Genomic DNA, 12907 nt, shown 5'->3' on the forward strand with positions numbered 1-12907 from the left:
GGATGACGAAACGGAACAGCATTCCGGTTATATACGGAACATTGTTCCGTTTTGGCAAGCGGAGATTTTGAAATGAGCACCGAGGCGTCCAGCCAGGACGACGATGCCGGACGCACGGTGACAAAACCTCGGCCCGTGCGCGCTGACGCAAAGCGAAGCTTGGACGCGTTGCTTGAAGCGGCGCTGTCGGTGTTCACGACGTCTGGCGTCGATGCGCCGGTGCGGGAGATCGCGGCGAAGGCGGGTGTCGGCGTGGGTACCGTTTATCGCCATTTTCCGCAGCGTGCGGACCTCGTCGCCGCCGTCTTTCGCCGCGAAATCGACGCCTGTGCCGATGCCGCACCGGCGCTGGCAGTCGAGCACAAGCCGGGCGATGCGCTGGCATTGTGGATGCACCGCTACACAGCGTTTCTGGCGACCAAACGCGGTCTCGCGACGGCCCTACATTCCGGGGACCCCGCCTTCGACAGTTTGCCGACTTACTTCATGCAGCGGCTCGAACCGGCGCTCCGAACCCTGCTCGACGCTGCGGCCACCGCCGGCGAAGTCCGCACTGACATCGCGGCAGACGATCTCTTGGGGGCGGTCGCGAACTTGTGCCGACAAGCCTACGAAAAGGGGCCCGACCACGCGCGACGCATGGTGGATTTGCTTGTCGACGGACTGCGCTATGGCGCGAGTACACCGGCAAGCTAACCCGCGACCGTCGCCGCAACGCGCGGTTCGCCGCCTGCCCGGCTAGGCTCATGTGGTGAAACATCGCCATACTCTCGGCGATGGGATCGTTGCCGAGCGGCGCCATGGAACACCGGCGCACGAGGCGGATTGTCGTCCTGCTCAAGCGGGGACATGCCAGATGCCACAGAACTCGAAGATGCTGATCGGCGCCGTCATTGCGGCAGCCTTGGCGTTCGCCGTCTATTATGGCCTCATCAGCCCACAGACCGCCAATACCATACAGACCCAGACCAATCAGACCTTTGGGACAGCACCTGCATCTCAGGCACCGACACCGCAGACGCCAACGACCCAAACCCAAGGTCCGGTGGGACCGAGCCCGCAGAACTCTGCGCCCCCACCACGCAAGTAAGGAACGGGGCACCAAGTTTTAAGATAGTGTGCAGCCGTTGGCCGACGCCCAAGGCAAGCCGCTAAAGCACCGCCTCGATCAGCCCGAGCGCCTTGGCCTCCTCGGCCTCGATGTACCAGTTGCTCGGCGCGCGTTCGAGCACCTCGGCCATCGCCACCTTCGACCCGACGATGAGGCTCTCGAAGCCTTCGTTCTGGATGGCGATGGACGCTTCGATCTCGTGGAGCGTCGCCTTCACGGTGGCGATCAGCGTCGTCAGCGGGCCTTCGAGCGTGAGCTTCTTCGACAGCTTGCGCTCGTGGATCATCAGCCGCGTCCCGCGTGTGAGATAGCGGTTTTGCTTGATGAAGAAGCTCATGAAAGTCGTGCCGGCGGAATAGATCGCCGCCTTGCCCAAAAAGACGAAGCGCCGATCGCTCGAGTGCTCGCTGGCATAGCGGATATCCTCGCCCATCATCCGCGCGACCTCAGGGTCGCCCCCGAGTGTCGACAGCTCGATGACGACGAGAGGCCCTTCCGCGGCATCGAGTTGCCGGCGAAAGTCCTTGTACATCTCGTAGTCGACCGAGCCCGACAGGAGGATGGCGGGATTGTGAAAGTCGGCCGAGGTGAGCTTCTTGGTCATCGATCCTCTTTCGCTTGCGATGCTGGGCAGCGACAGACCTACAGCACGACCGATGCCACGGCGATGACAGGCTCACGCGGAAGCCAGTGCATCCAAGGCCTCGACCAGCAAGGGCCGCGCGGCAGGCAAGGGCTGGACGCAGGCGCGCTGCACTTGCCGTGCCGCCGAATCAGCAGGCTCGCCGTTGGCACAGCGATCGAGCAACTCGCCAAGCAGCAGGCCCCAGGCCAGCACGTCGCAACGAGCCAACGCGCCAGACTGGTGGGTCGGCATGAAGGAGGCCGCGCCGAAATCGCTGAGCACCGCATCGCCGTCGATCCCATTCCACAACGTGTTGTGGGCATAGAGATCGCCGTGCGACAGCCCACGAGCGTGCAGATGCGCCGCCGCCATGCCGACGCCGGCTGCAATGCGGAGGGCAACTTCGCGAGACAATCGCAACGTCGGGTCATAGACATCGCGGCTGCAGCTTTGCAGGCTGGGCGGTCCGGCCAGAATCCGCCAATGCGGCGGCAACAGCGGCATGAGCAGCGCTTCGGCCTGCCCGGGGTGACCGACGACCTGACCAAGACCGCCGATGAGGTTCGGGTGTTCGCCGGCGGCAAGGCACGCCGCCATCTCGCAGGCCGGCAGCCCGTCGCTGGTCATCGTGCCCTTGAACAGTTTTAACGCGACCAACGTCGCGGCTTCGCCACGCCGCCAAGTCGCTTCGTAGATGCGGCCGGACGCCCCTTCCCCGAGCAGCGCGCCGGGCTGCAGATCCGCCCAATCGACGGTGACGGCAGGATGCAAGTCCGTTTCGGCGTCAAGCGGATTGCCGGCCCAGGCCAGCCACGCCAGACGCGGCAGGTCGAAAAGCCAGGACGGCAGAGCCTCGAAGTGATTGGCGGAAAGCCGCAGCAACTCGAGGTTCGGCGCCCCTGCCAGGCTTGCGGGCAGCTGCCGGAGGCGATTGCCGGACAGCATCAGCTTCTGCAGGAGCGGCCGCGCGCCGATGTCCTGCGGCAGCGTCTCCAGCTGATTGTCGGTCAGGGTCAACCAGCGCAGCGACGGCGGCAACGACTCGGCCGGCACCGTCCGCAGGCCGCTACCGCGAAACCCGACCTGTGTCAGGGCTGCGCAGTCGCCTAACGCCGGCGGCAGACAGGTGAACCGATTGCCCGAGCAGAACAGCGCACGAAGATTTTTGAGCCGGCCGAAATCATGGGGCAGCACGGTCAGCGCATTGCCGCTCAGATCCAGAACCTCGAGCGTGTCGGCGAGACCGAAGATCTCTGACGGGACTTCCGCCAGGCCGCAGCCAGCGAGCCGCAGCTCTCGCGCGCCGCTCGCGTCCCCGCGTCGGAGTGCATCGATAGAGGCCAAGACAATCCTCGAATGGTTGGGATGGCGGATCGCGATGGACTCGAAGCCGCCGGTTCACCGGTATCTTGCGCGAGGCGCCCTGGAAAGAGGGCCCGCTTCATTGCGCGGCCCGCGATCGGATCATTCTTGCTGTTTGACGCGTTGTGCGGCGAAGGAACCGTGGGGACCCCTATGCTCATCAGGTTGATCGTCGCTGGCGTGCTGGCAGGCACGACCACGGCCTGGGCCGACGACGGCCCGGATGTAAAATTCTCGGCCAAGGAGCTGGAAAACGTCTACGCGATTTGCGCTGTCCATGGTGCCGGCAGCTACATGATGCCGTGCGTCACCGTGCAAATCGACAAGCTCAAGGCCGGGAAGGAAGCGCAGCTCAACAACAAGAGGATGGAGGCGGTGACCCGCCAGCAGATGACCGGCCATTCCGGGGCTGCGGACGACGCGGACGTGAAGTAAGACTCCGGTATCGACACGGGTCGGAGCGCCCGAAGTCGGTCACCGTTGGGCCTTAAATGACAATTCGACCGCCGCGCGCTGCTTAAAACCCGGAACTCGCGGCATCGAGCGTCTCGTTGGCTATCGTCCGCGCTCTCTCGAAGCTGTCCAGGAGCATCTCCTGGTCTCGTCGCCCTTCATATCGATCATCGTGCACGTCCAGCGCCCGGCTGAAACAGGCCAGGAAAGACTCAATATCGACCCACGACTTGTTCGCTGGCCGCACCACCCAGATGTAAAGATGCCTGTTGCCGACAAGAAAGGTCAGAAGAAACTCTGCGGCAGGGATTTTATAAACGTAGGGCGCATAGGGAATGACCGATTGCATGCCGGCATCGCTGCCGGCCCACTGATCGAATTCCAAGATTGGCACGTTCGCTCCCGCCTTCGCCGTGGCGTAGAGGCATCTATCGGTTTAACGCTAGGCTCAGCTTTGGACGATGTCACCGCAATTCGCGAAGAAGGAGCGGATTTCTTCGAGAAGTCGAAAGCGTCGGATCTATCGGGCAGGTGCCCTCGGCGGCCTTTCATGCTGTGACACATCGATGGCACCCTTGATGGCTTCGCCAATCCGGCGATGCGACGCTTGTCAGACGCTCCCGCTCGTGTCCTGTCTGACACCGGCCAGAGATTTCAGAAAAGGTGATCCCCTATGGACTGGCATGTCATCACCGTCGAAGCCTTCGGCGAGGGCGTTTCAGCCGCCCTGGAGACGAAAGCCGCCGCCCTCGAATTGGCGCGCACTCTGCAGGCGGATGGCATGACCGTCGTACGGCTGGAGGCGACCGACGGCGACGTCGTGTCGATGCAGGCGATCGAGCCCGACCCGCTGGAATCCGCACCGGCCGGACGGCGACGGAAGCGTCAGCCGCCCCAGCAGACGACGCCCGCTGGGCGATGGAATCGGTAAAAGACCGGTCGCTCTGAGGCGTCGGCTCGCGCCATGCCAGCTTTCTTTGGTGGACCAATCTCATTCGCATCCACGCAGTCTTGAGTCACCCGTCAGCCAAGGTGGAAGCGGTTCGCCCTTGACATCGACCCTTGTTCGAGTCGTTTGTGTACTAATGAATTAGCGCAGCTGTCGTCGAGGGATTATCGGCCTTGAGCATGCCGCATGAAACCAGCCAAGCCGCCTCGGACAAGATCCGCTGCGATGCCTGTCCGGTGAACTGCTACATCCGGCCGGGTGCGCGCGGCGCGTGCGATCGCTATGCCAATGCCGACGGCGTGCTGGTGCGGGTCGATCCCCATGTCGTGCTGGATCAGGCGATCGCCGATCGTGCCACGCTGGTCCCGTTCGATGCCGGCACGCTCGATTGGGACGGCACGATCCTGCGCGAGCCGCAGAGCTTCGTCACCGCCATCGGCGCCGGCACCACCTATCCCGACTACAAGCCCGCCCCCTTCATCGTGTCGTCCGAGATCGACGGGATCGACATGGTCACCGTGGTAACCGAGGGCATCTTTTCCTACTGCGGCGTCAAGGTGAAGATCGACACCGATCGGAACCTTGGCGCGGAGCGGGCGCTGGCGCGGGTCGACGGCGAGGCCGTCGGCCACGTCACGACCGGTGAATACGGCTCGCAGATGCTGTCACTCGGCGGCGTCCACCATCTGACCGGCGGATCGAAGAGGGAGGGCCGCGTCACCTGCGACGCTCTGCTGGCGCTGTGCAATGGCGCCGCGGTCGAGCTGACGATCGATGACGGCGCGACGGTTCTGGTTCAGGCCGGCCAGCCGCCACGGGTGAACGGCGCCATCGAGGAGCGCATGCGCGTCGGCTGCGGCTCGGCGACGATCGGCATGTTCGCGAAGCAGTGGGACGGCGTCGTCGACGAGGTGGTCGTCGTCGACGATCACATCACCGGGGTGCTGTCCGAACACCAGGCCGGCAAGCTGCTCGGCATCGCGGACACCGGCATCAAGCTGAAGGGTCGGCGCTCGACACCCGGTCGCTATTTCCAGGTGGCAACACCCGGGACCGGCTGGGGGGGCACGGATATCGTCGATCCCCTCGACGTTTTGGGAGCCTTCGACCCGCGCAAGGCGCGACCCGGCCTGACGATGCTGATGGTGTCGACGACGGGCGAACACGCCGGCTACTACGTTCTCGACGAGGCTTTGCGGCCGATCGAGCGGCAGATGCCCGATCGCATCGCCCGGTCGGTCGCCCTGATCAAAGAAAATTGCGAACCGGCTCTCTGCACCGTCCTCTTCATGGGCGGGGCCGGTGGATCGCTGCGCGCCGGCGTCACTGAAAACCCGGTGCGCCTGACGCGCTCCGTAAAGGACGCTTTGACGCGCGTGACCTGCGGCGGCGCGCCGACCTACATCTGGCCGGGTGGCGGCATCACTTTCATGGTCGATGTGTTGCGCGTCCCTGCCAACGGGTTCGGCTCCGTGCCGACGCCGGCTCTGGTGGCGCCGATCGAATTTACCCTGCGGCTGAGCGACTACGAAAAGCTCGGTGGCCATATGGATCAGGTGCGGCCTCTGTCGGCATTTCGCGGGCCGGCGGAGAACCGCCTGCGGCTTCCTCAGCACGCCGACAACCCCTGGCCCGTCGACCCACGACAGGGCTCGCCGTCATGAACCGCGCGCCGCATATCGAGATGTTGCCCGATGGAAAGCGCCTGCATCTGCAGGACGGCCCCATCGACCTCATCGTCCAGGCGTTTGGATCGCCGAACACTGTTGCCGAGGCGTACCGGATTGCTGCAAGACGTCTGTCCGGCCTGCTCGACGTCCTGTGCGAGGAACTTGTGGCGTTGCGGCAGCAGATCGATCCGCGCGCGGTGCCGAATGGCATCGTCGCGCGACGGATGCACGCGGCAACGTTGCCGTTCGCGGCGGAGATGTTCATCACGCCCATGGCGGCTGTTGCCGGGAGCGTCGCCGACGATATCCTCGCGGCAATCCAGGCCAAGGTCGATCTCGACCGGCTGTATGTCAACAACGGCGGCGACATCGCACTGTATTGCGGATTGGGGCAGCACTTTACCATCGGCATGATCGACCGGCCGGATCAGCCAAGTCTTTTTGGCCGCCTGACGCTGAAAGGCGAAGACGAGATCGGCGGCGTCGCCACCAGCGGCTGGCGCGGGCGCTCTTTTTCACGTGGCATCGCCGACAGCGTCACCGTTCTGGCGCAAGATGCCGCAAGCGCCGACGCCGCGGCGACCGTCATCGCCAACGCGGTTGATCTTCCCGGCCATCCTGCCGTGCATCGCGCGCCAGCGACATCGATCCAGAGCGACAGCGACCTCGGTAGCCGTCTCGTGACGCGCAGGGTCGATCGCCTCGATGATGGCGACCGGGCAACGGCTTTGCGATGTGGAATCGCCCAGGCCGAAAACCTCGTCGGCCGCGGCCTCATCATGGCCGCGGCGTTGCACCTGCAGGGCGAGACCCGCGTCGTCGCGCCCCGGACGCAGGACCGTTTTGCCTTGATACCGCCGCCAGCCCCTATCACGGAAGCTCGAGCCCATGCCTGAGGTCATTATCCGCAAGCGTCTCGTCACCATCGAGGAGATCTTCCACGAAGGGGGGCCGGTCGCCGCCACACCGTCGCGGCGCGGGGCGATCATCGTCGTCATCACGAACCCGTTTGCCGGCCGCTTCGTCGAAGACATCGCGCACTTCATGACGGACCTGGAGCCGCTTGGTCTTGCCATGGCAAAGGCGCTAGTGGCAGCGCTCGGCGGCGACCCGGCTGCCATCCAGGGCTACGGGAAAGGCGCCATCATCGGGCAGGCCGGCGAACTCGAACATGGCGCGCTGTGGCATGCGCCGGGCGGCTACGCGATGCGCGCGGTTTTGGGGGACGCCAAGGCGATCGTGCCCTCCACGAAAAAGGTCGGCGGCCCCGGCACGCGCCTCGACATTCCCGTCGCGCACGTCAACGCCTCCTATGTCCGCAGCCATTTCGACGCGATGGAAATCGGCGTTCCCGATGGCCCGCGCGCAGACGAAATCGCGTTTGTCCTGGTGATGACAACCGGACCGCGCATCCACGAACGCGCCGGCGGCCTCAAGGCGGCCGATATTAAGGGCGAGGACGGGCTGCGATGAGCGCGAAGATCCGCAAGATCGTCACCGTCGTCGAAGAGGTTCTGACCGAAATGGGGCGGCCGGTCGTGCCGCCGACACGCCGCGCAACAGCGATCGCAGTGATCGAAAACCCCTTCGCCGGCACTTATGTCGAGGACCTGACGCCGTTGATCGCCATTGGCGAAGAGCTTGGCGGCCTGCTGACCGACCGCGCCGTCGCAGCCCTTGGTCTGTCCGGCGCTGCGGCGCAAAGCTACGGCAAGGGCGCCATCGTCGGCGAGAACGGCGAGCTGGAACATGCCGCCGCGATCCTGCACCCGAAGATGGGCGCACCCGTCCGCAAGGCGCTCGGCAAAGGCGCTGCGCTGATCCCGTCGTCGAAAAAGCGCGGCGGCCCTGGCACGGTTCTTGATGTTCCGCTTGGGCATAAGGATGCCGCTTTCGTCCGCAGTCACTTCGACGGCATGGAAGTCCGCATCCACGATGCGCCGCGCGCCAACGAAATCCTCGTCGCCATTGTCGTCACCGACAGCGGGCGCCCTCTGCCACGGATCGGCGGACTGACCGTCGGCGAGATCAAGGGCGAAGACGGTTTGCGATAACACCTTTCTTGCACTCTCGGCACCTATTCTACAGCAACCCACGCAATGGAAACGAGCCTCCAATGAAACGGCAGATCGGCGAGATTTTTATTGGTGCGATTTTTCTTGGATGTGTCGCCGCGTCGCCCGCACGGGCCCTGGAGGGTGAGGTCAAGATTGGCGAGGTCAACTCCTACTCCGCGCTTCCCGCGTTTACCGAGCCGTATCGAAAAGGCTGGCAGCTCGCTGTCGAGGACGTGAACGCCCACGGCGGCATCAACGGCAAGACGCTCGTCGTGATCTCCAAGGACGACGCGGGCAAGCCAGCGGGCGCTGTCACGGCCGCCAACGAGCTCGTGTCGCGCGACGGCGTGGTGATGCTGGCCGGTGGTTTCTTCTCCAACATCGGGTTGGCGCTCGCTGACTTCGCCAAGCAGAAGCACGTTCTCTATCTCGCCGGCGAGCCGCTGACCGATGCGATGGTTTGGTCCTCGGGCAACAGGGACACGTTCCGCCTGCGCCCGTCGAATTATATGCAGGCCGCGATGCTCGCCGACGACGCCGCAAAGCTGCCAGCGAAACGTTGGGCGACCGTCGCGCCGAACTACGAGTATGGCCAGTCGGCGGTTGCCGTATTCAAGAAGCTGCTCTCCGCCAAACGCCCCGACATCGAATGGGTAACGTCGCAGTGGCCGCCGCAAGGCAAGATCGACGCGGGACCCGTCGTGCAGGCCATCGCCGCGGCCAAACCCGATGCGATCCTCAACGTCGAGTTCGGTCCCGACCTCGTCAAGCTCGTGCGCGAAGGCAACACGCGTGGGCTGTTCACCGACCGCGCGGTCGTGAGCTTTCTGACCGGCGAGCCGGAATACCTGGACGCGCTAAAGGACGAAGCGCCGGAAGGCTGGATCGTCACCGGCTATCCCTGGTACGGGATCCACACGCCTGAGCACGACGCCTTCCTCAAGGCCTATCAGGACAAATACCACGATCACCCGCGCCTCGGCTCGGTGGTCGGTTACACGCTGATCCATGCGGCGGCGGACATCCTGCGCAAGGCGCCGTCGACCGACACCGACGCGCTCATCGCTGCTGCAGAAGGCATCAGCTTCGATACGCCGTTCGGACCGGCGAGCTTTCGCGCGATCGATCATCAGTCGACGCTCGGCGCCTTCGTCGGAACGACGACGGTGAAGGATGGCGCAGGACAGATGACGAAGTTCGATTATCGCGACGGCGCCAAATACATGCCGTCGGACGACGAGGTGAAGACGCTGCGGATCCAGAAATGATCGCTCCCTTCGTGTCGGAGATCGACGGCGAAAGGCGGATCGTTTGAGCTTCTACGTCGCCCAATTCCTGACCGGCCTGGCGGAAGCGTCGTCGCTGTTCCTTGTGGCCTGCGGTCTATCGATCATTTTCGGCGTCACACGCATCGTCAATTTCGCGCATGGCGCCTTCTACATGCTGGGCGCCTACATCGCCTACACGCTGGCCGAACGCTTCTCCGGCGCCATCGGGTTCTGGGGCAGCCTGCTAACCGCAGCGATCATCGTCGCCATGCTCGGCGCCCTGGTCGAGACGGTGCTCCTACGCCGGATCTATCATGCGCCCGAACTTTTCCAGCTCCTGGCGACTTTCGGCCTGACGCTGATGGTCGAGGATCTGGCCGTCATCATCTGGGGGCCCGAAGACCTCGTCGGGCCGCGCGCGCCCGGCTTCAAGGGCGCGGTCATGATCCTCGGTCAGGCGGTGCCGAGTTACGATCTCCTGCTTATCGTCCTCGGTCCGCTGGTCTTCGGCCTGCTATGGATGCTGTTTCACAAGACGCGCTTCGGCGTGCTCGTGCGCGCCGCGACGCAGGATCGCGAGATGGTGGCGGCACTCGGCGTCAATCAGCGTTGGCTGTTCACCGGTGTGTTCGCCCTCGGCATTTTTCTCGCGGCGCTCGGCGGGGCGCTGCAGATTTCGCGCGACGCGGTCAACCACACGATGGACCTGCGCATCATCGTCGAGACCTTCGTCGTGGTGGTGATCGGCGGTCTCGGCAGCGTCGGCGGCGCGTTTCTCGCGGCGTTGATCGTGGCGGAGTTCAACGCCTTCGGCATCCTGATCTTTCCCGGCATCTCGATGATCCTGATGTTCATCATCATGGCGCTGGTGCTGATCGTTCGCCCCTACGGCCTGCTCGGCCGCCTCGAAGCACCGACGCGCGCGGTGATCGCCGCCGCAATAGTATGGGCGCCGCTTTCGTCGGCCGGCAGGATTGCAGTTGCGGCCATCGTGGTGGCCGTGGCGCTGATGCCTTTTGGCGTCGGCGATTATTGGCTCACGGTCGGCTCGGAGATCCTGATCTTCGTCCTGTTTGCCGCCAGTCTGCAGTTTCTGATGTCGACGGGCGGCCTTGTCAGCTTTGGCCATGCCGCGTTTTTCGGACTTGGCGCCTACGGTGCGGCACTTGCGGTCAAAGATTTGGGGCTCCCGCTGCTGCCGGCCCTGGCTTGCGGGACAACGCTCGGCTGTGCCGGCGCCGTCGTCATCGGCTGGTTCTGCGTGCGGCTCTCCGGCGTCTATTTCGCGATGCTGACCTTGGCCTTCGCCCAGATCGTCTATTCCGTGGCGTTCCAGTGGACCGACGTGACGGGTGGCGACAACGGCATGCTCGGCGTCTGGCCGGATGCCTGGGCGGCCAGCCCGCACACCTTCTTCTGGCTTGCGCTTGCCGTCGCCCTAGGCGGCGTGGTGCTGCTTCGCATGATCGTCTTCTCACCCTTCGGCTATCGGCTGCGTGCGGTTCGCGATTCCGCCTTGCGCGCCGAAGCCACAGGCATCAATCGCATGACGACGCAATGGGCGGCGCTCATCATCGCCGGGACTTTCGCGGGGCTCGCCGGCGCCTTGTTCGCGTTCCTCAAAGGCAGCGTGTTTCCCGATAGCCTCGGCGTCTCGACCTCCGTCGACGGCCTCGTCATGGTGCTGCTCGGCGGCATCGGCACGATCTCCGGAAGCGTTCTGGGCGCGGTGGTCTACAAAGCCTTGTCGATCTTCCTGGTGAGCCAGACGGATTATTCGAAACTCGTGCTCGGGGCGGTGATCGTCGGCCTCGTCGTCGTCTTTCCCGGTGGTCTCGGTGGCATTACCGCGCGGTTCAGCCGGCTGCGACCGGTGCTCGGCCCGGCGCCGCCGGCCCGACCGGAGAGCCTGGGATGAGCGCATCCCCAAATCTTCTTGCGGTCGAAGGCCTGCGCAAGTCCTACGGCGGCGTTCACGCCGTCCAAGGCGTGAGCTTCAGCCTCGAGGCGGGCGAGATCCTCGCCCTCATCGGCCCGAACGGCGCGGGCAAGTCGACCTGCTTCAACATGCTGAACGGTCAGATCAAGCCCGACGGCGGGACCATTCATCTCAAAGGCGAGGCTATCGCCGGCCTGCCGCCGCGGTTGATATGCCGCCGCGGCGTCGGGCGCACGTTCCAGATCACCGCGACCTTCGCATCAATGAGCGTACGGGAAAACGTCCAGACTGCGTTGTCGACCTTTGCCGGACAGGATCGTCGCCTGTTCGGGCTGGCGACGCGGCAGCATCGGCATGAAGCCGACGGTCTGCTGGATCACGTCGGACTTTTAGCCCAGGCCGATCGGCCGTGCGCTGAACTCGCCTACGGCGATCTGAAGCGCCTCGAACTGGCGGTCGCCCTGTCCGGCAAGCCGGCGCTTCTGTTGATGGACGAGCCGACCGCCGGTATGGCGCCGCGAGAGCGCATCGCCCTCATGCGCTTCACCGCCAGTATGGCGCGCGCGCAAGGCATCGGCGTGCTGTTCACCGAGCACGACATGGACATCGTGTTCGAACATGCCGACAGGGTGATGGTGTTGAACCGCGGCGAGGTCATCGCCGTCGGAACGCCGGAAACGGTCAGGCGTGATCCGCGCGTTCGCACGACCTATCTCGGCGAAGGCCTCGTTTACGCCAGACCCGTGGAGGGCGGCGCGCCATGACGCTGACCGTCTCCAATCTGCGCGGCTGGTATGGCGCGGCGCAGATCCTGTTCGGCATCGACCTCGGGGTCGCCGACGGCGAAGTCGTCGCGCTGCTCGGGCGCAACGGCGCCGGCAAGTCGACGACCTTCCGCGCCATCGCCGGCCTATTGGCACGCCGCGATGGGCAGGTGACGTTCGGCGGCACCGACGTTTCGCGCGAACCGGTCTATGCGATCGCACGGCGCGGGCTCGCCTACGTACCCGAAGATCGGCGCATCTTCGCGGACCTTACGGTCGAGGAAAATCTCGAGGTTGGCCGCCAGCCGCAACGCGCCGGTGTGCCGCATTGGACGCCCGAGCGGCTCTACGCGCTGTTCCCGAACCTTGGCACGATGCGCAAACGGCTTGGTGGCGCGATGAGCGGCGGCGAACAGCAGATGCTGACGATCGCGCGTTCGCTGATGGGCAATCCCAGCCTCGTCCTGTTGGACGAGCCGTCCGAAGGGCTGGCGCCAAAGATCGTCGAGGACATGGCGCATGCGATCCGCGCCCTCAAGGCGGAGGGCCTGAGCATCCTCGTCTCGGAGCAGAACCTGCATTTCGCCCGACTGATCTCGGATCGGGCGGTGATCATCGAGCGCGGCCAGGTCCGGTTTGCCGGGACGATTGCCGAGATCGACGCCAACGCGGAAATCTGCGAAGCCTTCCTCACGGTTTGATGAGATGC

General features: G+C 64.7%; 14 protein-coding genes. 11 read left to right on the top strand and 3 right to left on the bottom strand.

What is annotated here, in order from left to right:
* The first annotated feature begins 72 nt into the window (after positions 1-72).
* Complete coding sequence (locus GSQ79_RS19660; RefSeq protein ID WP_158810359.1) at positions 73-696, top strand: TetR/AcrR family transcriptional regulator; 624 nt, start codon at positions 73-75, stop codon at positions 694-696.
* Positions 697-1151: 455 nt separating this feature from the next.
* Here the strand turns inward: GSQ79_RS19660 and GSQ79_RS19665 are convergent, their stop codons facing one another.
* Together GSQ79_RS19665 and GSQ79_RS19670 are read right to left on the bottom strand one after the other, a co-directional pair.
* Entirely contained in the window at positions 1152-1715 is a 564-nt protein-coding gene (locus GSQ79_RS19665; RefSeq protein ID WP_158810360.1) for a peptidase S14, read from the bottom strand.
* Between the two features lie 72 nt (positions 1716-1787).
* On the bottom strand, positions 1788-3080 hold the full coding sequence (locus GSQ79_RS19670; RefSeq protein ID WP_246725449.1) for a leucine-rich repeat-containing protein kinase family protein: 1293 nt from the start codon (positions 3078-3080) through the stop codon (positions 1788-1790).
* A gap of 126 nt (positions 3081-3206) precedes the next feature.
* Here GSQ79_RS19670 and GSQ79_RS19675 point away from each other — a divergent pair, with 126 nt between their 5' ends.
* A complete protein-coding gene (locus GSQ79_RS19675) occupies positions 3207-3533 on the top strand; it encodes a hypothetical protein (protein ID WP_158810361.1) in 327 nt (108 codons plus the stop codon).
* Positions 3534-3615: 82 nt separating this feature from the next.
* Here the strand turns inward: GSQ79_RS19675 and GSQ79_RS19680 are convergent, their stop codons facing one another.
* A complete protein-coding gene (locus tag GSQ79_RS19680) occupies positions 3616-3936 on the bottom strand; it encodes a hypothetical protein (RefSeq protein ID WP_158810362.1) in 321 nt (106 codons plus the stop codon).
* A gap of 288 nt (positions 3937-4224) precedes the next feature.
* On the opposite strand from GSQ79_RS19680, the gene GSQ79_RS19685 reads away from it, so the two are divergent.
* The 9 genes from GSQ79_RS19685 (at position 4225) to GSQ79_RS19725 (ending at position 12899) form a co-directional block, all read left to right on the top strand.
* Positions 4225-4482 (top strand): hypothetical protein, encoded by a 258-nt coding sequence (locus GSQ79_RS19685; RefSeq protein ID WP_158810363.1) that lies wholly within the window; start codon positions 4225-4227, stop codon positions 4480-4482.
* A gap of 197 nt (positions 4483-4679) precedes the next feature.
* The gene (locus tag GSQ79_RS19690; protein ID WP_158810390.1) at positions 4680-6164 is read left to right on the top strand and encodes a 6-hydroxynicotinate reductase; all 1485 of its coding nucleotides are present in this window, start codon (positions 4680-4682) and stop codon (positions 6162-6164) included.
* A complete protein-coding gene (locus GSQ79_RS19695; protein WP_158810364.1) occupies positions 6161-7066 on the top strand; it encodes a UPF0280 family protein in 906 nt (301 codons plus the stop codon). Before GSQ79_RS19690 ends, GSQ79_RS19695 begins: the two co-directional genes overlap by 4 nt.
* The gene (locus GSQ79_RS19700; RefSeq protein WP_158810365.1) at positions 7059-7643 is read left to right on the top strand and encodes an amino acid synthesis family protein; all 585 of its coding nucleotides are present in this window, start codon (positions 7059-7061) and stop codon (positions 7641-7643) included. Before GSQ79_RS19695 ends, GSQ79_RS19700 begins: the two co-directional genes overlap by 8 nt.
* Positions 7640-8224, top strand: coding sequence for an amino acid synthesis family protein (locus GSQ79_RS19705; RefSeq protein ID WP_158810366.1), 585 nt, complete (start codon positions 7640-7642; stop codon positions 8222-8224). The genes GSQ79_RS19700 and GSQ79_RS19705 overlap by 4 nt, the downstream gene beginning before the upstream one ends.
* A 62-nt stretch (positions 8225-8286) precedes the next feature.
* Positions 8287-9495 (top strand): ABC transporter substrate-binding protein, encoded by a 1209-nt coding sequence (locus GSQ79_RS19710; RefSeq protein ID WP_158810367.1) that lies wholly within the window; start codon positions 8287-8289, stop codon positions 9493-9495.
* 43 nt (positions 9496-9538) lie between these two features.
* On the top strand, positions 9539-11413 hold the full coding sequence (locus GSQ79_RS19715) for an ABC transporter permease (protein WP_158810368.1): 1875 nt from the start codon (positions 9539-9541) through the stop codon (positions 11411-11413).
* The gene (locus GSQ79_RS19720) at positions 11410-12198 is read left to right on the top strand and encodes an ABC transporter ATP-binding protein (protein WP_158810369.1); all 789 of its coding nucleotides are present in this window, start codon (positions 11410-11412) and stop codon (positions 12196-12198) included. The genes GSQ79_RS19715 and GSQ79_RS19720 overlap by 4 nt, the downstream gene beginning before the upstream one ends.
* Positions 12195-12899 carry an ABC transporter ATP-binding protein gene (locus tag GSQ79_RS19725; protein WP_158810370.1) on the top strand — a complete coding sequence of 235 codons (705 nt, stop codon included), beginning with the start codon at positions 12195-12197 and terminating at the stop codon, positions 12897-12899. The genes GSQ79_RS19720 and GSQ79_RS19725 overlap by 4 nt, the downstream gene beginning before the upstream one ends.
* The last annotated feature ends 8 nt before the right edge of the window (positions 12900-12907 follow it).

This window comes from Beijerinckia sp. L45 (assembly GCF_009765775.1).
In the GTDB taxonomy this organism is placed as follows: domain Bacteria; phylum Pseudomonadota; class Alphaproteobacteria; order Rhizobiales; family Beijerinckiaceae; genus RH-AL1.